The sequence below is a fragment of the Leptospira wolbachii serovar Codice str. CDC genome, assembly GCF_000332515.2.
Lineage (GTDB): Bacteria > Spirochaetota > Leptospiria > Leptospirales > Leptospiraceae > Leptospira_A > Leptospira_A wolbachii.
The window spans coordinates 509,851-532,133 of the sequence record NZ_AOGZ02000014.1 but is presented as its reverse complement, the minus strand read 5'-3'; the positions used below and the strand labels follow the sequence as shown (position 1 = coordinate 532,133).

Sequence of the window (22,283 nt, the reverse complement as noted above, 5' to 3'; positions counted from 1 at the left end):
GGACGTAAGGTGCGTACCATCTACATCCGCAAACTCCGATTCGAAGAAGCTCGCATCAAATTAGAGCGAGAAATTCATGATGCCTATATGGATGGGGAAACCTATGTGGAGATTCTGCATGGAATCGGGGAAGGAATTCTTCGGCGAATGGCGATTGACTACGTAGCGACCTGCGATTTCCTGAAATTAGTGGAGACCGATCCGATGTTTCGGTCCAATCCGGGCGCAACGATTGTGGAAATTCTCGCACCGTCCAAAGAATACATCAACCGATTGAAATCATGACCGAATCTAACTCTACTATTGAAATCCTGGATGTCACTTTGCGTGACGGGGAACAAACCAACGGTGTCTCTTTTTCTTGGCAGCAAAAATTAAATATCACCAAACATTTATTAAAAGATCTAAAAACCGATCGAGTGGAAATTGCCAGTGCTCGTGTTTCCCCGGGCGAATTTGAAGCTGTAAAAAAAATTGTGGAATGGTCTAAATCGGAAGGCCTACTCGACCGTATCGAAATTTTAGGATTCGTGGATATTGATAAAACGGTGGAATGGATGAAAGGAACGGGAGTTCGAGTCCTTAACCTTTTGACAAAAGGTTCGCTAAACCACCTAACCAACCAACTACGAAAAACACCTGCCGAGCATTTTTTAGACATCCAAAAGACAGTAGAAAATGCAAGTGCTTCTGGAATTGCAGTGAATGTTTATCTGGAAGATTGGTCCAATGGATATTTGCATTCTCGTGATTATGTTTTAGAATATTTGAGTGTTGTATCAAAGTTTCCTGTGAGTAAATTTTACTTAGCGGATACACTGGGTGTATTGTCTCCTTTGGAAGTGAGAACTGCCATCACAGATCTTGTGAAAGAGTTCCCGAAATTATGGTTTGAGTTTCATGGTCACAATGACTATGATTTGGCGGTTGCCAATTGTTTGGAAGCGGTGCGAGCTGGGGTTCAGGGTCTTCATGTGGCCGTAAATGGACTTGGAGAAAGGGCAGGGAACTCACCCTTAGAAGCTGTGGTCACTGCACTTCATGACAAAACAAAATTCAGAACTTCGGTAGTAGAAAGAGAAATCACAAATGCGTCGAGGCTTGTCGAAATTTTTTCCGGCAAACGAATCTCTGACAATCGCCCGATTGTGGGAGAAGATGTATTCACACAAACGGCTGGGGTTCATGCCGATGGTGACAAAAAAGGAAATTTATATGCCAATCCTATTTTACCAGAAAGGTTTGGGAGAAGCCGTGTTTACGCATTAGGAAAGTTAGCTGGTAAAGCAAGCATCACTGAAAACTTAAAACAGTTGGGAATGGTTCTTTCTCCTGAAATCGAAAAAAAGGTTTTAGAAAGGGTGATTGAACTTGGTGACCAAAACAAAACTGTCACTAAAGAAGACCTTCCTTATATCATCTCCGATATCACTGGCGAAAATTTAGAAGCTAGTTTTCGTATCGAAACTTGCACTGTGACAAGCGGGCTCGGTGTGAAACCCAAGGCCGAAGTAAAGGTCAATTACCAAGGAAAGTATTTTGAAGCGAGTGGTGAAGGCGACGGTGGATACGATGCCTTCATGAATGCTTTAGGTAAAATTTTAAAAGAACTCAATATCAAAATTCCAAAACTCTATGACTATGAGGTGAGGATTCCGCCAGGTGGGAATACCAATGCCCTTGTTGAGACCGTCATTACTTGGAAAGGGGATGGAGATACACATCCCATCAGAACGATTGGAATTGACTCTGACCAACAAGTGGCCGCCATAAAAGCCACAGAACGATTATTACATATTTTACTCGGAAACGTATGATTCATTTTCTCATTGTTGGCCTTGGGAATCCAGGGGATAAATACAAGAACACTCGCCATAACATTGGTTTTATGGTTTTGGATGCATTGGCTGCAAGTTTCAACGTTTCGTTTAAAGATTCAAAAAAGTATATGGAAACTACTTATACTTGGGAAGGAGACAAAGTGCATCTTCTCAAACCTCTTGAGTTTATGAATCTTTCTGGAAAATCCACACAAACCCTTGCCAATTTGTATAAAATCCCTCCTTCCCAAATTCTTGTGATCCAAGACGAAGTGGATCTACCTTTCGGTAAGATAAAAAATAAAATTGGAGGCGGAACTGCCGGTCATAATGGACTAAAAGATATAGTCGCAAAGTTGGGTTCACAAGAGTTTCACCGATTGCGATTTGGTGTGGGAAAACCGGAGAAGGGGGGAATGGAAGTGGCCGACTTTGTATTACAAAATTTCAATTCAGAAGAACGCAATCAGTTGGATACTCTCATCAAAGAATCTACTGCCAAAGTAGAGGATTGGATCCGAACCAACCGAAATCTTATCCGTAAAGAGAATGGAACTTAGAATATATTATTTCTTAGATAAGTAAAACTAACGGACATTAAGATAAAAAAATATGACAAAAGAAAAAGAAACTTCCATCAACCTTCGTAACCTAATCTTTCAAACCATTCTTTCGATTGTTATTGTTCTTGTGATTGTATTCGGATTAGCATTTTTTTTTCGCACAGAACTTCTTGGGTTTAGTGAACACTTTGTCCGAATTTTTGGATATTGGGGACTTTTTTTCGGAATGATCCTTTCGGACAGCCTCCCTGCTTTTGTTCCACCCGACGCCTTTCTTATGTTAGCAATCACAGGGGAGATGGATCCACTTTTCACCATCCTTTCTATGTCCTTCGGAAGTATTCTTGGGGGAACTCTTGCTTATTTTATCGGATTGTATCTCATCCCAAAATTTCATTTGGGAAGGCAGATGGTTTTGCACTATGAAGACAAACTCCTTCCTTATCTTCGCAAATACGGTTTTGGGGCTGTGGTTTTAAGTGCTCTTACACCAATTCCGTATTCTTGGATGGCCTATACTGTGGGAACATTTAAGATGCGTTATTCGCTATTTTTGTTTGGTTCCCTCTTTCGTTTTGTTCGTGTCACCGTTTATTTTTACGCTATGTATCTAGGATGGATCACCGGAGGATAGATGTCAGAAGAACGTTTGTTTCCAAAGTCTGTCGATGAAGTTATTTTAGAGAAGGTCAGGTTTTTCTTTTTGCCGGATCGTACTGCTGCCTTTGTCAGAAATTTGGTGGATGGCAAGGTGTCGGAGAGGTCTTTAATCTGTTGCAATTCTGGTTGTGATGTTTGTAATGAAACCATATACAATTGTTATATGGCCGTGAAAAAAGAACTGGAAAATAGTTAAATTGGATTCTCTCTTTTCTCAAAACAAACAAGTTCCCTTAGCCCATGCAGTGCGACCCAAAAATTGGTCCGAGTTTGTGGGCCAAACCCAAGTGGTTCAATCTCTCAAATCCATCCCTAAACCCACCTCTATTCTGTTCTACGGCCCACCAGGCTCTGGCAAAACTACTTTGGCACACCTGCTCACACAAACTTGGAGTTTGGAAAAACGGTATTTGAGTTGTGTGACCAGTGGTTTGAAAGAAGTGAGAGAGGTTTTAGAGGAAGCCAAACGCCGAGGAACTATTGTTTTGTTTTTAGATGAGATCCATCGTTTCTCTTCCTCACAACAAGATGCACTTCTGTCTGCAGTAGAAGAAGGGGAAATTATTTTAATTGCGGCGACCACAGAAAACCCTAGTTTTCGTGTGAATAAAGCTCTTCTTTCCCGAATGCTTGTGTATCGGCTCACCTCTCTCTCCGAGGCAGACGAAAACTTTATTTTTGAATCCTGCTTAACCAAACTAAATCACAAACGAACTTTCCCAGAAGATTTAAAAAAAGAACTTTTCCGTAGAAGTTCTGGGGATGCGAGAAAACTTCTGGGGTATTTGGAACGTATCTTAAATGCTACGGAAGAAACTGACAAGATCACCGAATCAAAGTTAGCTGAAATTTTGGGTGAAAATGTTATTTTTTATGACAAAAATAGTGAAAGCCATTATGATATTATCTCTGCCTTTATCAAATCCCTTCGAGGAAGTGATCCTGATGCCGCACTATTTTATTTGGCGCTGATGATCGAAGGGGGAGAAGACCCACTTTTTATAGCGAGAAGGCTTGTGATTTTTGCGAGTGAAGATGTGGGGAATGCTAGTGTCCATGCCCTTCCTCTCGCTATTGCCACTTGGCAGGCAGTGGAAAGAGTGGGGATGCCAGAAGGAAGGATCCCTTTGGGGCAATGTACAACTTTTCTTGCATCGGCTCCAAAATCTAATGCTAGTTATTTGGCGATTGACAAGGCACTACAACTTGTCAGAGAAAGGAAAAGAGAATTCCAAATTCCAAACCATTTGCGAAATGCACCTACTGCCACTCATAAAAAAGAAGGGGCAGGTAAAGATTACCAGTACCCGCATGACTATCCTGAACATTTTGTTCGGGAAAAATACTTTCCTGATTCTTTTTATCCAAATCCCCCTCAGTTTTATGAACCAACAAACCAAGGAATGGAGAAGAATCTAAAAGACCAGTTGCGAAAACTCTGGGGCGAAAAGAAGTAAAACCGTCGCAACATTATTCCAATAGAAGTTTTCTTTTTTGTTTGGCATGAACATGTTCAATCCGCGCCAGATACTTTTCTAATTTTTCCAATTGGATTTTGTCTGTTGTGGATTCGATGGCAAAGTCTAAAAATTCCTTCGCCTTTTCGAACTCTCCCTTTTTACCATACAATACAGCCAAATGAGTTGTATTTTTTAGATTTTGCGGTTCTCGAAGGATGAGTCTTTCTGAATATTCAATTGCCTTGTTTATTTTCCCTAACTTTTGATACGCAAAGGATAAGGATAACAGTATATGATTGCTATCTGCTTTTAAAGATAAATACTCTTCCCCATATTTTATGGCTTGTTCATACTCCTTATTTGCAATTCTAAATTTTACCAAACTTTGTAAAACTTCTAAGTTACGGTCATTCAGTTCATAAGCACTTTCTAAAAGAGTTTGTGCTGCTATTAAGTTTCCTTTTCGAATTTCTTGTTTGAATTTGGTGATTTGTTCTAAACCTTCTTGGTTTAGAATGTTTATTTCGTGGTTCTCTGTCTCCGGACTAAATTCCAATCGAAAAAGGGACAAATCGTCCGTAAGGTCACCTGTTTGTTGGATGGAGCGAACAATTCCCGAAAGATCTCCTTCTCTCCTTCTTACATGCTCTAAAAATAACTTTTCATCTGTATTGAGAAAATGTTCTCCGCTGCAAGCACCATGAACTAAGATATCATCTTTTCCATCTGATCCACCAAAGAGAACATCTCCTTTTTGTAATTGAAAAATATTAATCGCAAATCGTTCTTGGGGAAGGGTGGCACCAATTTTAAGATAACTGTATTTAGTTTTGATAAAACTGGCAATTCCATCCCTATATAAAATTATATGCGGGTGTTCTGCATTTACGAAATACAATAAACCCGACTTATCTTCTACCAAACCAAGAATTAGTGACACAAGCATGGTATAATCAAAACTTTCGAATGTTTTGTTTAGTTCATCAAATACTTCACGTAACCACTGTTCGGGATATCTGGTTTGGTATTCTTCTCTGTTTTTTGTCCTTTCTATAATAGAGCGAAATACAGCTCCGAGTACCAAAGCTCCAGCAGCACCTTGGAGAGATTTACCCATAGCATCTGCATTGATAAAGACAGTGTGTTTTTTTCCTCGTAAGAGGATCGTATGAGCTACAGAAAGATCTCCACCAATTTCTCCCTGTTTCCCTTGGAACGAAAATTCCTTCTTTTGTTTGGTTAAAAACTCAATTTTAACATTTGTACTTTCGATTGTTGTTCCCCCCAAAGGTTTCACAAGTAGAGAAGTTAAATAATAATCTCCATCTTGGTGGAGTTTGATTTTTTTGAGTTCTTCAGCCGCTTCTCTCTTTTCAATTTCATAAGCGATACTTCGGCTCATCACCTCAATCACTTCTATAAAATGATTTTCAATCGGGATTCCTCCCACTTCTTCAGAGAAAAATCCGATGGATCCTTCCACTTTACCATCAATGAGAATAGGAACTTCGATGGATTTTACGAATCCTAACTCTTTAAAAAACGGAGTTTTTTGTAGGTTTTCTTCCGAAGAAAAAATATCTTCATAGAAAACTGTTTTCCTAGTTTGATTTGCTTTCGAAAAAAATGTATCAACCACTCGAAAACTATCTCCCTGTTCCAGTCCTTTTGTATCTCCTTCAACTTTTAAAATTTTGTATTTGTCTTGTTTGACCTGGCTTATGATCCCCACAGGAAAATGGAATAACTGTAATCCAGTTTTGAGATAACCTGAAAATAAATCTTCAATGGATTCGAAATGGGAAGTTGTTAACCTGTGAATTTCTTTTAGGGAATGACTGAGTGCATATACAGATTCGATAGCATGAGAAATATATGTATCAGATTTTCGTCTCTCCAATTCCTGCGCCGTTCTTACAGAGAGTAATTCTAAAATTCGAATCACTCGGTCGAGATGTGGGATTTGTTTTCGATTGAGAATGGCGATGACTCCAATGATTTCTCCCGATCTAGATTTCAAAGGATACCCTAGATAATGACCTCCTTTGACAGATAAAACTGATTCGAAACCTGGATACCGATCTTCCAGGCTTAAGGTATGGAAAAAAGACTTTGATTCGATGACTTCAGAACAAGGAGCAATTTTGCCATTATAAGATTTGGGTGCAGAGAGTTCCCCCAAATGAACCAAAGCCATAGTTTGAAATTGGGAGGTTTCTTTTTTCCACTCTGCTATCCAAACAGTTGATAGGTGGAAGACATGGGCAAGCCTTAACACCCGGGTTTGGAAAAAATCGCCAGAAGCGGGAGATAAAATGACAGAAGAGAGAGAATCTAAAATCTCATGGGACTCTCTGGAAATTTCGTAGGGGTTGTAACTGGGTCTAGTTTCTGTAAACATGGCCTCACTCCTTTCTGAATAGGAAAGGAGTTCCTTGGGATCGAGGCAAGGTCAAATTCACTATTGCAGATGAATAGTTCGCTATAGCGTATATCTGCTTGTGTAAATGGCAAAGATTCTAATGAAAAGTCGGTAGCGGTAAGAAAATACTCGCTCTCCTCGTGGATAGTGGGTTGCCTTCTGTGGTTACTTTTCCTTTTACTTCCAGTTTCCATTCCTAACCCTGATCATTTTCCCGACGTGATTCTTGGTCAGGGAGGTGGAGAGCAAAGTAGCGACGGATCGGTTTTTCCTTGAGAGCCATTCTCAAATCTAATGTTTTTCTGAGCCTTGAATGATAAAAATGGTCTGAAAATAATCTCGCCTTGACAATTCAAAATAAGGATGAGATCATTCAAGGAATGGGTTCTGCTCCAGATAGTTTCGCACCAATCCTTCTACAACTTTTGCTCGGAGTCGGTTTCTCTGCTCTGATCTTGACCCTTGCCTTCCTCATCAACCCGAAGAAAAAATCGAAACCTCAAGACACATTTGAGTGTGGCGTAACTTATTATGGTGATGCCCGAGGACTCTTCAACATTAAGTTCTACCTTGTTGCTGTCCTTTTCATCCTCTTCGATATTGAAGCCGTATTTTTATATCCTTGGGCTGTGAACTTAATCAGTTTCAAAGAAGCAGGGCTTGGAACCTTCTTCCTTGTAGAAATGTTTTTCTTTTTACTCATACTCGTTGTCGGTCTATACTATATATGGAAAAAGGGAGCACTGGAATGGGATTAACAGAAACACTATCCAAACCTGGAGAGATGTTTGGCGATATGTTTCAAGTCGCAACACTCGACAATGTAGTTCAGTGGGGACAAAGTTTTTCTTTATGGCCATACCCTTTTGCCACTGCTTGTTGTGGAATCGAATACATGAGTACAGCTTGTGCTGATTATGATATCGCTCGTTTCGGAGCAGAACGTCCTTCTTTTTCCCCACGCCAAGCAGATATGATTTTGGTACTCGGAACCATTACTTATAAAATGGCTCCCGTATTACGCCAAATATACGATCAGTTGGCGGAACCAAAATTTGTTATCTCTGTTGGTGCTTGTGCCTCTTCTGGGGGAATGTTTCACACCTACGGTGTGTTACAGGGTGTGGACCGTATTCTTCCCGTGGATGTATATGTTCCTGGTTGTCCGCCAAGACCGGAAGCTCTTCTTGATGCCCTTGTCAAATTGCAAAAGAAAGTGCAAGGCCAAGGATTGGAAGCAAGACGCCAAGAAGTGATGAGAAAAATCGAAGAAATCAACGAACGCAACAAACCTCTCGTAGTCGCATGAAAGAAACAATTACTGAATACATAAACTCACGGTTTTCTGATGTATTACTCCCGCAAAGGGACATAAACACCAATTTACTCTATTTTAGCATACAAAAAGAAGCACTTCCCACCGTGGTACAAACGTTAAAGGATCATCCCGAGTTTGCCTTCACTTATTTGAATGACCTAACTTCTGTGGATTGGCTTGGAAAACGAGAACCAAGATTCGAAATGATTTATCTACTTCGTTCTCCGAAAAACAAACACTTTCGTTTGCAACTCCGAGTTCCCGTGGGCGAAGGGGAAGAGGTGCCGAGTTTAGCGGGTATTTTTCCTGCAGCCAATTGGCCAGAAAGGGAAGTATATGACCTAATGGGAATTCCCTTCTCTAGTCATCCGCAAATGGAACGTCTGATTATGCCGGACAACTTTATCGGCCATCCACTTCGTAAGGATTATCCATTAGAAGGCCCCGGCCAAGATTATCTTATCGAAGACTTACTCACCATTCATGTGAGCGAGGATATTGCCGGTTAGGCGGTAGGGAATCATTATGGTAATGTACGAAAAAACAGCCGAACACTTTGGTAAAAAATTTAAAGACTTACCCGAAGGCCATCTTCTTGTCAACCTCGGGCCAAGCCATCCTGCCACACATGGAATTTTACAAAACGTAATCCAAATTGATGGAGAACGTGTTGTTGACACAGAATCGGTAATTGGTTATGTCCATCGTTGTTTTGAAAAACTAGGTGAACGATACGATTATAACCAATTCTTAGTTTGTACGGATCGTATGAACTATGTATCCACTCCACTGAATAATATTGGATGGATTCTTACAGTCGAAAAGATGATGCAGATCCAAGTTCCTGACCGTGTGACATATGTGCGTATGATCATTTCGGAACTCTCTAGGATCATGGACCATATTATTTGTAACGGAATTATGGGTGTGGATCTTGGGGCCTTTTCTGGTCTTTTACATTTATTCCATCATAGAGAAAATATTTACCAAATTTTAGAAAAACTAACAGGCGCTCGGTTGACTACAACGTTTTGCCGAGTTGGTGGAATGGAGAGGGACATCTACCCTGAATTCCAAACAGAAATCAAAACCATCATCAAAGGTCTAAAACCTGCATTGGATGAATTTGAACAACTTCTCATTCGCAATAAAATATTTAATGAAAGAACCGCAGGGATCGGTGGGCTGTCTGCTGAAAGAGCCATTGCTTACGGATTTTCTGGTCCGAACCTTCGGGCAGCAGGAGTTCCTTGGGACGTTCGAAAAGACGATCCTTATATGTTTTATGACAAAGTGGATTTTGATATTCCCGTTGGTGGGGACGGCTCGGCCTTAGACCGAACTCTTGTCCGTATGGAAGAGATGCGCCAGTCCATGCGCATCATCGAACAACTGATAGATGGAATTCCTGAAGGTCCATACCATGCTGATGTTCCGCACACCTTCCTCCCCCCGAAGGACAGAGTATACCATAATATGGAAGAACTCATTTACCATTTCAAAATCATTATGCATGGCGTGAAGGTTCCTCCCGGGGAATACTATATGTCGACGGAAGCCGCCAATGGAGAACTCGGATTCTATGTGGTATCGGAAGGAGAAAAATCTCCTTGGCGAGTCCATGTAAGACGCCCTTGTTTTTGGTATTACCAGGCATTTCCTGAACTAGTCAAAGGTGGGTTACTTGCTGATACAATTGCCACTATGTCTTCACTCAATGTCATTGCAGGGGAGTTAGATTGTTAATGGCTTATCAATTTTCACAAGATTCCGAAAAAAGATTCCAAAGGTTGATCCCGCAGTTCCCAAGTAAACGTTCGTTAATTCTACCATGTCTTTTTTTGTTACAAGCTGACAAGGGTTTTGTGGACCAGGAAGGAATGTCCTACATTGCCGAACGTATTGGCGCACCCGTTTCTCTCGCACAAGTGCATGGGGTAGCTACCTTTTACACCATGTACAATAAAAAACCCGTAGGTAAGTTCCATATCCAAATTTGTGGAAACATTTCTTGTTATCTCTCGGGATCTGATTCCATCACGGAACATGTATGTTCTAAATTGGGAATTGAAGCCGGCGAAACCACAAAAGACAAAAAATTCACTGTGGATGAAGTGCAGTGTCTCGGTGCTTGTGAGTTTGGTCCTGTGGCACAAATCAACGATAAATATTATGAAAACCTTACTCCAGAGATCATAGAAAACATCCTCTCTGAATTGGACAAGCAGGTATAAGATGGGACTAAAGAACCTACTCACAACTCATATTGGTGCCCCTGATTCCCATACCTTAAACCATTACCGTTCTGTTGGGGGGTATGAAAGCCAAAAAAAAGCCCTCTCTGAGATGACCGCCGAACAAATCGTAAACGATGTGAAGAACTCTGGGCTTCGTGGTCGTGGTGGTGCTGGTTTTCCTACGGGAAACAAATGGGGATTCATTCCCAAAACAGACAAACCTAAGTATTTAATTTGTAATGGGGATGAGGGAGAACCGGGAACATTCAAAGACCGACTCCTCCTTGAAAAACTTCCTCATATGCTTGTCGAAGGTATGGTCATTGCTGCCAAGGCGATTGATTCCCACCAAGGTTATATTTACATTCGCGGCGAATTTCATAAAGGAATTCGAGTAGTGGAAGAAGCCGTAGAAGAAGCATACAAAGCGGGCCTTCTTGGTAAAAATATTATGGGCCTTGGATATGACTTTGATTTGGCGGTTTACTCCGGTGCCGGTGCTTATATTTGCGGTGAAGAATCAGCACTCATCAATTCCCTTGAGGGAAGGAGGGGCCACCCTCGTTTAAAACCACCATTCCCGGCGGTTTCTGGTCTTTATGCATGCCCCACGGTTGTAAACAACGTCGAAACTTTTTGTAATGTCCCACATATCATTCGTATGACGGGTGAAGAATACAAAAAGATTGGAACAGAAAAATCTCCCGGAACCAGGTTGTTTGCTGTCAGTGGGCACGTGAAAAAACCGGGGATTTATGAAGTCGAAATGGGAACTCCGATGAAGGAACTCATTTATGACATCTGTGGTGGAATCAAAAACGATAAAACTCTAAAAGCTGTGATTCCTGGAGGAAGTTCTTCTCCCATTCTCACAGCAGAAGAAGCAATGACTGCAACTATGGATTATGAATCGATTGCCTCACTTAAATCGATGTTAGGTTCTGGTGCTGTTATCATTCTTTCTGAGGTTGCTGATCTTGTGGAAACCACATACCGATTGGCAGAATTCTATTCTCATGAATCTTGTGGCCAATGTACACCTTGTCGTGAAGGAACACATTGGGTAAAAGACCTTCTTCATAAAATAAAAAATGGAGAGGGAACAGAAAAAGATGTAGAACTCATTTTTTCTTTGTCCAGAAATATGGAAGGGGGAACCACCATTTGTCCGTTAGCGGATGCTTGTGTGATGGCTGTTCGTCCTACCATGACAAAGTTTAAAGGAGAGTTCTCGGCTCGATTGAAAAAGGAAGTGAGCATCTCTCACTAAAGGTCATCGAAACATTATGGACTGGGCTCTATTACTTGCTTGGGGAATTAAAATCCTCTCATTATTTTTTATAATCCTAACTGGTGTAGCTTATTATACACTCGCCGAACGGAAGTTTGCTGGATTCATTCAGGACCGTCCCGGTCCAAACCGTGCCGGCATTTTTGGTCTTTTCCAACCTCTTGCTGACGGAATTAAGTTCATCGCCAAAGAAGAAATTTTTCCCAAAAATGTATCGAAGGGAATGTATCTTTTAGCACCTACAATCTCGATGACCTGTGCGATTATGGCTTGGGCCGTAATTCCTTTCGGGGGAACACTTCCTGCACCAGAATGGTTGGCGGCCCTAACTGGTGTGACTACAATAGATTTACAAATTGCCAATCCCGATTCTGGGGTTTTGTATATGCTTGCCATTTCTTCTCTATCCGTATATGGAATTATGATTGCGGGTTGGTCTAGTAACAATAAATACTCTTTGTTAGGTGGTGTTCGTTCCACGGCGCAGATGATTAGTTACGAACTTCCTATGGGACTTTCCATCGTTGTGATTGTCATTATGACTGGGTCTTTGAAGTTAACAGATATTAGTGATTCCCAAAAGGATATGTGGAACATTTTATCTCCACCTGGGTTTGTTGCTTTTTTTATTTATGTAACTGCTATGTTTGCTGAAACCAACCGTCTCCCTTTTGACTTGGCGGAAGCGGAATCAGAACTTGTTGTGGGTTTTCATACCGAATACGGTGCCTTTAAATTCGCACTCTTCTTTTTGGCTGAGTATATGAATATGATCACCATGTCATGTCTCACCACCTTACTCTTTTTTGGCGGATACAATGTTCCGTTTCAATTGGGAGCAGGTTCTCACTACCAAGCATTTATTGGCCTTGGGTTTTTTATTTTAAAAGTTCTCTTTTTTGCCTTTTTGTTTATCTGGGTTCGTTGGACCCTTCCTCGTTTTCGTTATGACCAGCTCATGAAACTTGGTTGGAAGAAGATGATTCCTTGGGGGCTCTTTGCTGTTATGTTTGCAGCGATTTACACTGTATATTGGAAAGAAGGATGGATGAAATTATTTATATGAACCTAGAATCTTCTCCTTCCTTTTTATTATTTATCTTTTTTGGAACTATCATTGTAATTACGGCTCTTAGTGTCATTTTCCAAAAAAATCCGGTGGTTTCTGCGGTTTCTCTTGTGTTTACCTTCTTCGCCCTCGCAGGGATTTACGGGATTATGGGAGCCCTTTTTATAGCCACAATGCAGGTGTTAGTGTATGCCGGTGCCATTATGGTTTTGATTGTTTTTGTTTTGATGTTACTTTCTCAAAGAACAGAAACCCTTTCCCGATATAGAGAGTATCCCATTCGATTGGTTTTACTTTCTGTTTTCGTTTTTGGTTTTTTCTTTTTATTGTATTCGGCTCTCACTACAGGTGTCCCTCATTCGGACCAAATGGGGAAAGGATATGCACTCACTGAGTATTCTTATCCTATCCAAGGAACGGGTACAGTCAATGTGAAAGGGAATGTGGCAACAGTTGGTGCCTCCACTTATTTAGATTATATACTTCCCTTTGAAATGATATCAATCCTTCTACTTGTGGCCGTTCTTGGCGCGGTGATCCTTGCCAAAAAGCGATTAACAGAAGTAGAACAAACTAAGGATACAGTCCTATGAACCAAATCGTAAACGGCATTCCTATTTCCTACATTCTTGGACTTGCTGGAATTTTGTTTTCCATTGGAGTCCTAGGTGTCCTCATCCGCAGAAACATTGTGATTATTTTTATGTCTGTGGAACTGATTCTAAATTCAGTGAATTTAGTTTTTGTTACATTTTCCAAAGCTCTTTCCCATATTTCTGGTGAGACGATTGTTTTCTTTGTGATGGCAATTGCAGCGGCAGAGGCAGCGGTTGGACTTGCCCTTGTAATTGCCATTTTTCGGCATAAAAAATCCACCAATGTGGATGAACTCCAATCGATGAGATGGTAATCCTATGTTAGATTTATTTCCGTTAGTTGTTCTTCTCCCTCTCCTTGGTTTTTTACATAATGGTCTATTAAAGGATCGGATTCCTCATCGGTTTGCCGGTGCGATTGGAACCTTAGCTGTGTTCATTCCTTTTCTTATCACCTTAGGCGCGTTTAACGAATTTCGTCCTATGGAACGAACGGCTCCCCATTTGGTTCCTGTTTTTGATTGGATTGTGGTTGGAAATTTTAAATCTTCCTTTGGATACCAAATCGACCAACTTTCTCTTTATATGACTCTTATCATCACAGGGATTGGCTCTCTCATCCACCTATATTCTATGGGATATATGAAAGGGAATTTAGGATACAACCGATTCTTTGCCTATTTGAATCTATTTATTTTCTGTATGCTAAACTTGGTGTTAAGTGATAACTTAGTGCTTACTTTCCTTGGTTGGGAAGGGGTGGGGCTTAGTTCTTATTTACTCATTGGCTTTGACTATGACAAAAGTTCGGCAGCAGAAGCTGGGATGAAGGCTTTCATTCTGAACCGAATTGGAGATGTGGGTTTTATTTTAGGAACTGGATTTCTTTTTTGGATTGGGGGAAGTTTACAATACTTAGAATTACAAACTAACTTAAGTGAGATGAGTGAGTTTGCAGGTTACGCCAATATTGTGGCTTTGTTTTTCTTTATTGCTGCTATGGGAAAATCAGCTCAGATCCCACTTTATGTATGGCTTCCCGATGCCATGGCAGGTCCGACTCCTGTATCAGCCCTAATCCATGCAGCCACTATGGTGACTGCGGGTATCTTTCTTATTGCAAGACTCAATTTTGTATTTTTACTCGCACCAGAAACTTCGCTTTTTATCGCCATCATTGGTGCCGTGACAGCGCTTTTTGCGGCAACCATTGGTACCTTACAAAACGATATCAAAAAAATTCTGGCATACTCTACGGTTTCACAGCTTGGTTTTATGTTTCTTGCAATGGGAAGTATGAGTTATGTGGCAGGGCTTTTCCACCTAATGACTCACGCCTTTTTTAAAGCTTTGTTATTTCTTGGTGCCGGTTCTGTAATTCATGCTCTCCATCATGAACAAAATATCAAACAGATGGGAGGGCTCTTTGGTAAAATCAAAATCACTTCCTTTACTTTTTTACTCGGGACTTTAGCCATTGCAGGATTTTTTCCCTTCTCTGGTTTTTTCTCCAAAGATTTGATTTTAGAAAAAGCTTACACTTATGGAGCTTATGGGTCCATCCTTTGGACTATGGGAATCGTTGCGGCCTTTTTTACTTCGTTTTATATGTTCCGACTTGTATTCGTTGTTTTCTTTGGAAAAGACAACACTGATCCGCACCATAAAGTTCATGAATCTCCATGGACTATGACTTTACCTCTGGTTGTTTTGGCAGTTGGTGCGGTGGTTGCCGGGTTTTTACAAACACCTCATTTCTTTTTACATATTGATACTTTAGAAAGATTTTTTGCACCTGTATTAAGCAAAGGTTATGAGTTAGCTTCACTACAAGGAAGTCTCGCCGAACACAAATCTCTAGTTCATGAAGTAGAACTTTCTCTTGCTGGTTTTTCTGTGGCGATTGGAACTGTGGGTCTTGTCCTCGCATATTTTCTTTACCAAAGAAAAGGAACGCAAGTTTCAGAAGAACATACAGGATTTCGAAAGATACTATTTCATAAATACTATATCGATGAAATCTATGATTTTGTTTTTGTTCGTCCCTTTCTTTTTCTTTCCCGGGGAGTGGCTTTTTTTGTGGATATCAAAGTGATCGATCGATTTTTTTTAAGCATCGGGGGAAGTTTTGGAATCATTGCCAACGGCCTTCGTCGGCTCCAGTCAGGTTTTATTGGAGATTATGCTTTGTATGTAGTCATTGGTACATTTTGTATTTTAGTGTATCTGTTAACGAGGGGGTGTAAGGTGCCGGAACAAATTCTTTCCATCATTATCTTTTTACCAATCGTTTCCTCTTTACTCATAGTATTTCAAAAACGAGTAGGGACTGTGGTTGTGATTTCTGCTCTTTCTTCTGCATTCACAACAATTCTTTCTGTGGGTCTTTTTTTCTTTTTTGATTCCTCGCAATCAGGATTACAATTTGTCCACTGGATTCCGGATTGGATTTTATCTGGCAAACTCAGTGTCGACTACCATGTGGGCCTTGATGGAATTTCTCTTCTCCTTTTTGCCCTCACTGCCTTTATGTTTTTTCTTTCGAGTATTGCCTCTTGGTCCAATATTCCAAAAAAAATCAAAGAGTTTCACATTTGTCTGCTCGTTTTAGAAACTGCGGTCCTTGGGGTTTTTGCTGCGGGTAACTTGGTTCTTTACTATGTGTTCTGGGAACTTATGGTATTACCTATGGTTCTTATGATTGGAATTTGGGGCGGGGAAGAGAGAACCAAAGCTGCCCTCAAATACTTTTTATTCTCTATGGCCGGCTCCTTGTTTATGTTAGGTGGTATACTCACCCTTTACTTCAAAACGGGAAAAACCTCTATTGAATCTTTGGCAACAGCGAGTCTCGGAATGTATTCGGAACCGTTGCAATGGTTTTTGTTTTTTAGTTTTTTTCTAGCCTTTGCTATCAAAATTCCTCTTTTTCCATTTCATACATGGATGCCTGATGTTCACACCCAAGCACCTACTGTGGGTTCTGTGGACTTAGCTGGAGTTTTACTTAAGATTGGAGCTTATGGTTTCATTCGGTTTTGTATTCCTTTTTTCCCAGAACCAAGTTTGTTATCACAAAATTGGATACAAATTCTTGCTGTGATTGGTATTGTTTACGGTTCGATGGCTGCTCTAGTCCAAACGGATATCAAACGAATCATTGCTTATAGTTCCTTGTCTCATTTAGGTTTTTGTATATTGGGACTCTTCTCTTTCACGAACGAAGGGGTTGTGGGTGGAATGTTACAAATGGTATCTCATGGTGTTTCCACTGGTATGATCTTTCTTATGATTGGTATGGTCTATGAAAGAGCCCATACAAGAAACATTGCTGAGTTTGGTGGACTTGCCAAACAAATGCCCGTCTTTTCCACTTTCTTTCTGATTGCTATATTGTCTTCTGTGGGCCTTCCCGGAACCAACGGATTTGTGGGTGAGTTTCTCATCCTTATGGGGGCCATCAAATCCAATGTATGGTTAGGTGGAATTGCCGCTACAGGAGTGGTTCTTGGTGCCCTCTACCTTCTTTGGTTTGTCAAACGATTCCTCTTTGGAGTGAGTAAAACCATTCAAGCAAGACCATATAAAGATTTAAGTTTTCGCGAAGTAGGGATTCTATCTCCACTGGTTCTCTTTATCTTTTGGATTGGAATCTACCCAAAACCTTTCTTAGATATTTTACAATCCTCATCGAATGTATATTTGAATTCGGCTTCGATCCAATCCATAGCAGAAAGAAAAGACATACAAAAAGATTTTCTTGGCGGAACTACAAGCCGGCAGTTTTCCGATTATTCTAGTTTGGGAAAAGAGCCACTTTCGTTTGAAGAAAGGTTGGGATCTTTCCAATCGAAATATGCACTTCCTACATTTGTTTCCTTAAAAACAAATCCACCAAATTTGAATGAAAACTTAGACAATTTGGAAAAATCCATTGAGTCTGATTTTGAATTGGAACCAACACCGAAAGAGACAATAGGAAACTAACCCATGTCATATACTCCTTCTTCCAATGACCTAATTGCTATCTCACCCATGCTCATTCTTTGTGGGGTGGCCTTACTCTCTCTTGTGGTTCAATTCCTCATCCCTAAAGAAGAAGACTCCAAACCTTTATGGGTTCTTTCTGTTTTAGGAATTCTTGGAGCCATGTATGCTTTGTATCATACCACTAACTCTCCAGGTTATGGCAAATTCTTCGGGTCACAAATTTCCATTAGTCCTTTGACTGTTTGGCTCAGTGGGATTTATTTGATTGCGGGACTTATCACTCTTCTCATTGCCCCTCCTTTTTTAGCGCAACATAAAACCTTATTCCCTGAGTTCTTTCCTCTCGTACTGTTTTGTTTGTCTGGGATGATGTTTTTAACTTCAGGATATGATTTTATTGTTATCTTTGTGGGTTTAGAAATTTTATCCCTTTCCCTTTATGTGATGATTGGAATGGCGAGAACTTCTGTTTCTTCCTTAGAGAGTGCGATGAAATACTTTTTGCTCGGAACCTTTAGTTCTGGGTTTATGTTACTTGGGATTGCTTTTTTGTATGGTGGATCAGGGACCACAAACTTGGACGGTGCCCTTAGGGGTCTTTTTTTAAAAGGGTATGAATCCAATTTTTCTAAATTAGGATTTGGACTCTTTCTCGTGGGAGTTTCTTTTAAGGCTGCCCTTGTTCCTTTCCACTCCTGGACACCTGATGTTTATGAAGGTGCTCAGACACCGATCACTGGCTTTATGGCTAGTGCGGGGAAAGCATCAGCTCTTGGACTTTTTATTGTATTATTCAATCATATCCCTGTGGGTGAGATTGGGAATTCATGGAAATACCTGATGGGAGTGATTGCTCTTGTTTCCATGACTTGGGGAAACATTGTAGCCCTAAAGCAAGATAATCTCAAACGAATGTTAGCTTATTCGTCAATTTCACACGCAGGTTATATTGTGGCTGGAATTACTTGTGGGGCAGGCCTTGAGGCTTTGTATTATCTCTTTTCCTATTCCCTTTTGAATTTGGCTGCCTTTGCCATCATTTCTTATTTAGAACAAGGAAAACATGAAGTGACTGTCAATGGAATTGCTCATTTAAGCGGCGAACATCCATTAACTGCACTTTCCCTTTCTATTATCTTTTTATCCTTTGCTGGTTTTCCACCCCTAATTGGATTTTGGACCAAACTTTTCCTTTTGCAAAAGATTGCAGAATCGGATTTGTTATTCAACCGGATCCTTCTCTTTGGGGCTGTGGCAAACTCCTGCGTGGCATTCTATTATTACATGAAGATCACCATCCAATCTTATATGAAACAAGAAACAGGATCGGTTGCGGGGGTTCGAGATCTTCCTGCGATGCCGACCTTGGGATTTCTAGTATTTTTACTCAGTGTGTTTTTTGCGGCGGGTTGGCTCTTCTTCCAGCCAGGGGCCCTTCTGTAAATCTGCTATAGCAGAAATAGTTCCAGGATAGCGAAAAACGGATTGATCCATTTTCTGGGATCTAGAGGGTTGTCCATAGGTAGGTAATTTCGTATGGCAACCATTCAAAGAAAGACAGAAACTCTCCAAGATGCAGATGCGATCAAGGCGTTCCTTGTTTCCAAGGGACTTGTGTATGAATTCTATAAAACACCAGAAGCTTTGGATTTAATCCTGGGTCAAAAGGGCTTAAATGATGCCGAAAAAAACGAGGTCCTTTCTGGACTGGAATACCGCTTTGACCAGCTAAAAAAAGAACATAACTACAAAGCCAATGACCTTGTGGTCCTTCATGATGAAGTGCCTGGAATCCAAGACATGTTAGCTAAATTTGATAAACTCCATATCCATACGGATGAAGAAGTGCGTTATATCATTGATGGGAGTGGTATTTTTGGCTTTATCATTGATGGGGAAAGATTTGAAGTTCATGTGGGTAAGGGAGATTTCCTTTCTATCCCAGCCAATACCAACCACTGGTTTACATTGGATAAAAATTTACGGATCAAAGCAGTTCGTTATTTCAAAGACAATTCAGGATGGACTCCTGTGTATGTAGATGAATCTAAAGTATTGATTAACGTTTAATCCAACGCAATTCCAAACCACTCTACAATGAATTGGAGGGTGGTTCTTCCTTGGTAGAAGTTCTCTTCCAAACTGCCCACAAGATCAAAACTTCCATGTTCCGACATGAATTTTTGGAATTCTTCTCCCTTATTCCAAATCATATACTTTAGAGATCCACTTCCAATCAAATGAAACCGAACATGTTTTCCCGCACTGAGAGGTGTTAGGTGGATGGCTTTTGCATTGCGAATCGCAAGTTTGATATCGGGATTCCCTTGTCCAAAGGGTTCTAGGTCCTTCCATTCTTTTAGAAGCCTTTCTCCCATTTCTTCTGCGAGGACAGTAAAGTCTGTGTCAATCGAATGGACGGTGGATCTTTCTTTGTCCTTAGATAACCACTCTTTGGCGGTTGTATACAAAGCGGATTCGAATGCGGGGATTTTGTCGAGTTGGATAGAAAATCCACCAGCTTCCGGATGACCTCCGAAATGCAAAAAATGAGTGGATAAAGATTCTAAAAGTTCCAGAACATTCTCTGACCCGTAGGAACGAATACTTCCTCTCGCATCACCATTGTCAGGTGCTAAAAAGATTGCGGGTTTTTTATACGTGTCCACCATTCTTGTAGCCACAATTCCACTGACACCAGGTTCCATATCTGGTTCGTAACAAAATACAATTTCATTGGTGGTTCGTTCGGGTTTACGTGCAAAATACCTTTCCACTCGGTCCATGTTCCGCTTGGTTCTTTCTTTTCGTTCTTCATTGATGGATAATAACTGTTTGGCTTTTGTTTTAGCATCTTGGGTCGTCTCGGAGAGAAGTAAGGAGACGGCTTCTTCTGTTTTACCCATTCTTCCAGCGGAATTGAGAACAGGGCCAATCGACCAACCTAAATCTTTAGTAGTGATTCCATGCGGATTGAGTTTTAGTTCTTTTAAAAGTTCCGACAGGCCTTTTCTTTTTTTATCACCTACATATAGTTTGGTGAGTGAGTTGAGTGCCAATTTGACAAAATGGCGGTTCTCTCCCGTGAGGGGCATCATATCAGTGATGGTTCCAATCCCAGCAAGATCTGTTTCTTCCTCTAGTCCGGAAAAAAAATCAGGAATCTTCGTACATTGATAGTAGAAGAGTTTTCTTTCTTCATCCACGGGGATGGGGGTGACAAAATCTTCTGGATAAGGGAGAAGGGAATTCTCTTCGAAATCTTTGTTTTCAGTAGATTCTTTGGGAATGATCAAACCATTTTGGAAATAGAAAGTTTCTTTATGACCACTGTCTGGATGAGTTGTTGTTTTTGTATAGGTCTTATTGAACTCATCACTCAATCGAAAAAGAATCGCTGAAACCAGTTTGAACGATAAAACTGCTGTACAGATTTTTTTTTCTGGATACACAGAATCGGTTCTTCTTGGGTTCACCAAGGCACAGTTAGTTGGGATTCGTACAGGCACTTCGTGATGGTCAAGAACTATGACTCGAATCCCAGTTTTTGTAAGTTCTTCAATTTCATCCGCTTGGCTCGAACCAAAATCTAAAGTGACAAGTAGGTCTGGTTTTGCTTTTTTGATTTTAACCAAAGCTTCCTTACAAAGTCCATAAGGATCACTTTCGGAAGAGACCATAACTTCTAAGTTGATATTAGCAAACTCTGGATGAGATTTTAAAAAGAAAGCAAGAAGGCAAGTGGAGCTCACTCCATCCGAATCACGGTCTCCATACAAAAGGATTTTTTTTTCATCTTTTGCAAACTTTAGAATAAGTTCCACGGCATCTAAGAGATCGGGGAGAGAAAAAGGAGAATGAAGACAAGAAAAGTCGGAACTGATAAGTTCCTTGGGATGGATATTACGCAGGCCCTCTCGTTTATCAACTAAGTAACGTAATAAGGGCCTTTTGGAATCAACTTTGGTTCGTACTTCGGCCAGCAGTGGTCCGAAGTGAACCTTTGTTACATGATGCAATTGCCAATAATTTTGGAACCGAATTCTACTTCGAGTCCCGGTGTTTTGATATCACCAACGACCTTACCATTTTTTTTAAGTTCCACTTTCTCTTTAGCGTCTACGTTTCCTTTGAGGTTTCCGTGAACCACTAGGCTTCCTACTTCTACGTCGGCTTCTACATCACCAGTTTCATCGATGATGAGTTTTCCTTGGGATGTGATTGTGCCTTTGAATTGCCCTTTGATTTTTAAAGTTTGGTTGAAGGAAAGGGTTCCGCGAAACGTGATGTCGTCGCTAATAATGGTGTCTATAGATTCGTCTTTCATCGGTAGGGATAGTCTTGTGTGATCCTTGAGTTTTGGCAACTCTATCGCATTTGTAACGAAAAGGAAATGGAAAAAAGTTCATATTTTCTAGTGTTTTCTCTTGTGTCTCCACTTCAATTCTTGAACCTGGGTCTCAAGAGTAGAAAAAATAGTGAAAATTAGACGCTTCTGGAAGTCAGGGTTCATCCTACTTTTAGCGGTTTTCATCAATCTGAATCTGGTCGATGACCGGTTTGTTTCTCCTCTCGAAGATTTGGATTTTCAATACCAATCCTACGAGTTGGAAGAAACGACTCGTGTGCTTACTTCCTCAAAAGAATCCAACCAAGTTTTAAAATTGGTTCCTTCTCGCAGGGAACAGTCCCTTGTGAAGATTTCTGTCCTGCGTTGGTCAACCATTTCCACAGAACCTGTCTTTTTTACTGAAATTCCTATCTTATTTCACTTTCTTTACCTCCCACCTCCTTTTTTGGCTTAATCGTTGCATGTAGATTAGTCTAGTAGTAGAGCCCAAGTTTGGCCTCTGCAAT

General features: G+C 40.6%; 22 protein-coding genes. 19 read left to right on the top strand and 3 right to left on the bottom strand.

What is annotated here, in order from left to right; all coding sequences use genetic code 11:
- Positions 1-9: 9 nt before the first annotated feature.
- From LEP1GSC195_RS08095 to LEP1GSC195_RS08070, 6 genes are read left to right on the top strand one after another with little or no spacing between them, the layout of a single operon-like run.
- Entirely contained in the window at positions 10-285 is a 276-nt protein-coding gene (locus LEP1GSC195_RS08095; RefSeq protein ID WP_002981228.1) for a Smr/MutS family protein, read from the top strand.
- Positions 282-1,817, top strand: a complete 1,536-nt coding sequence (gene cimA, locus LEP1GSC195_RS08090) for a (R)-citramalate synthase CimA (RefSeq protein WP_015681426.1) — start codon at positions 282-284, stop codon at positions 1,815-1,817. Before LEP1GSC195_RS08095 ends, cimA begins: the two co-directional genes overlap by 4 nt.
- The gene (pth, locus tag LEP1GSC195_RS08085; protein ID WP_015682045.1) at positions 1,814-2,380 is read left to right on the top strand and encodes an aminoacyl-tRNA hydrolase; all 567 of its coding nucleotides are present in this window, start codon (positions 1,814-1,816) and stop codon (positions 2,378-2,380) included. The genes cimA and pth overlap by 4 nt, the downstream gene beginning before the upstream one ends.
- A gap of 52 nt (positions 2,381-2,432) precedes the next feature.
- On the top strand, positions 2,433-3,017 hold the full coding sequence (locus LEP1GSC195_RS08080) for a YqaA family protein (protein ID WP_015681309.1): 585 nt from the start codon (positions 2,433-2,435) through the stop codon (positions 3,015-3,017).
- On the top strand, positions 3,018-3,239 hold the full coding sequence (locus LEP1GSC195_RS08075; RefSeq protein WP_015681939.1) for a hypothetical protein: 222 nt from the start codon (positions 3,018-3,020) through the stop codon (positions 3,237-3,239). It begins immediately after the preceding gene.
- A 1-nt stretch (position 3,240) separates the two neighbouring features.
- Complete coding sequence (locus tag LEP1GSC195_RS08070; RefSeq protein ID WP_015682596.1) at positions 3,241-4,500, top strand: replication-associated recombination protein A; 1,260 nt, start codon at positions 3,241-3,243, stop codon at positions 4,498-4,500.
- 13 nt (positions 4,501-4,513) lie between these two features.
- Here LEP1GSC195_RS08070 and LEP1GSC195_RS08065 read toward each other — a convergent pair whose 3' ends face one another.
- Positions 4,514-6,904, bottom strand: a complete 2,391-nt coding sequence (locus tag LEP1GSC195_RS08065; protein WP_015680715.1) for a SpoIIE family protein phosphatase — start codon at positions 6,902-6,904, stop codon at positions 4,514-4,516.
- A gap of 401 nt (positions 6,905-7,305) precedes the next feature.
- Here LEP1GSC195_RS08065 and LEP1GSC195_RS08060 point away from each other — a divergent pair, with 401 nt between their 5' ends.
- The 12 genes from LEP1GSC195_RS08060 (at position 7,306) to LEP1GSC195_RS08000 (ending at position 19,496) form a co-directional block, all read left to right on the top strand.
- Complete coding sequence (locus tag LEP1GSC195_RS08060; RefSeq protein WP_002981657.1) at positions 7,306-7,683, top strand: NADH-quinone oxidoreductase subunit A; 378 nt, start codon at positions 7,306-7,308, stop codon at positions 7,681-7,683.
- Positions 7,674-8,234 carry an NADH-quinone oxidoreductase subunit B gene (locus LEP1GSC195_RS08055; RefSeq protein ID WP_002981516.1) on the top strand — a complete coding sequence of 187 codons (561 nt, stop codon included), beginning with the start codon at positions 7,674-7,676 and terminating at the stop codon, positions 8,232-8,234. The genes LEP1GSC195_RS08060 and LEP1GSC195_RS08055 overlap by 10 nt, the downstream gene beginning before the upstream one ends.
- Positions 8,231-8,752, top strand: a complete 522-nt coding sequence (locus tag LEP1GSC195_RS08050) for an NADH-quinone oxidoreductase subunit C (RefSeq protein WP_015682265.1) — start codon at positions 8,231-8,233, stop codon at positions 8,750-8,752. Before LEP1GSC195_RS08055 ends, LEP1GSC195_RS08050 begins: the two co-directional genes overlap by 4 nt.
- Before the next feature lie 16 nt (positions 8,753-8,768).
- A complete protein-coding gene (locus LEP1GSC195_RS08045; RefSeq protein WP_198012773.1) occupies positions 8,769-9,989 on the top strand; it encodes an NADH-quinone oxidoreductase subunit D in 1,221 nt (406 codons plus the stop codon).
- On the top strand, positions 9,989-10,477 hold the full coding sequence (locus tag LEP1GSC195_RS08040) for an NADH-quinone oxidoreductase subunit NuoE family protein (protein ID WP_015682141.1): 489 nt from the start codon (positions 9,989-9,991) through the stop codon (positions 10,475-10,477). Before LEP1GSC195_RS08045 ends, LEP1GSC195_RS08040 begins: the two co-directional genes overlap by 1 nt.
- Position 10,478: 1 nt before the next feature.
- Positions 10,479-11,750 carry an NADH-quinone oxidoreductase subunit NuoF gene (gene nuoF / locus LEP1GSC195_RS08035; RefSeq protein ID WP_015682202.1) on the top strand — a complete coding sequence of 424 codons (1,272 nt, stop codon included), beginning with the start codon at positions 10,479-10,481 and terminating at the stop codon, positions 11,748-11,750.
- Between the two features lie 16 nt (positions 11,751-11,766).
- Positions 11,767-12,837, top strand: coding sequence for an NADH-quinone oxidoreductase subunit NuoH (nuoH, locus tag LEP1GSC195_RS08030; protein ID WP_015680518.1), 1,071 nt, complete (start codon positions 11,767-11,769; stop codon positions 12,835-12,837).
- The gene (locus LEP1GSC195_RS08025; protein ID WP_015680528.1) at positions 12,816-13,433 is read left to right on the top strand and encodes an NADH-quinone oxidoreductase subunit J family protein; all 618 of its coding nucleotides are present in this window, start codon (positions 12,816-12,818) and stop codon (positions 13,431-13,433) included. The genes nuoH and LEP1GSC195_RS08025 overlap by 22 nt, the downstream gene beginning before the upstream one ends.
- Positions 13,430-13,750, top strand: coding sequence for an NADH-quinone oxidoreductase subunit NuoK (nuoK, locus tag LEP1GSC195_RS08020; RefSeq protein ID WP_015681100.1), 321 nt, complete (start codon positions 13,430-13,432; stop codon positions 13,748-13,750). The genes LEP1GSC195_RS08025 and nuoK overlap by 4 nt, the downstream gene beginning before the upstream one ends.
- Positions 13,751-13,754: 4 nt before the next feature.
- Entirely contained in the window at positions 13,755-17,423 is a 3,669-nt protein-coding gene (nuoL, locus tag LEP1GSC195_RS20275; protein WP_015681890.1) for an NADH-quinone oxidoreductase subunit L, read from the top strand.
- Between the two features lie 3 nt (positions 17,424-17,426).
- The gene (locus LEP1GSC195_RS08005; RefSeq protein WP_015682402.1) at positions 17,427-18,869 is read left to right on the top strand and encodes an NADH-quinone oxidoreductase subunit N; all 1,443 of its coding nucleotides are present in this window, start codon (positions 17,427-17,429) and stop codon (positions 18,867-18,869) included.
- Positions 18,870-18,962: 93 nt separating this feature from the next.
- Positions 18,963-19,496: a cupin domain-containing protein gene (locus LEP1GSC195_RS08000; protein WP_015681997.1), complete on the top strand. Its 534-nt coding sequence runs from the start codon at positions 18,963-18,965 to the stop codon at positions 19,494-19,496.
- Here the strand turns inward: LEP1GSC195_RS08000 and recJ are convergent.
- Together recJ and LEP1GSC195_RS07990 are read right to left on the bottom strand one after the other, a co-directional pair.
- A complete protein-coding gene (recJ, locus tag LEP1GSC195_RS07995) occupies positions 19,493-21,445 on the bottom strand; it encodes a single-stranded-DNA-specific exonuclease RecJ (RefSeq protein ID WP_015681505.1) in 1,953 nt (650 codons plus the stop codon). The genes LEP1GSC195_RS08000 and recJ overlap by 4 nt on opposite strands.
- On the bottom strand, positions 21,433-21,753 hold the full coding sequence (locus LEP1GSC195_RS07990; protein WP_002973855.1) for a bactofilin family protein: 321 nt from the start codon (positions 21,751-21,753) through the stop codon (positions 21,433-21,435). Before LEP1GSC195_RS07990 ends, recJ begins: the two co-directional genes overlap by 13 nt.
- A 151-nt stretch (positions 21,754-21,904) precedes the next feature.
- On the opposite strand from LEP1GSC195_RS07990, the gene LEP1GSC195_RS07985 reads away from it, so the two are divergent.
- Positions 21,905-22,231 (top strand): hypothetical protein, encoded by a 327-nt coding sequence (locus tag LEP1GSC195_RS07985; protein ID WP_002981287.1) that lies wholly within the window; start codon positions 21,905-21,907, stop codon positions 22,229-22,231.
- Positions 22,232-22,283 lie beyond the last annotated feature (52 nt).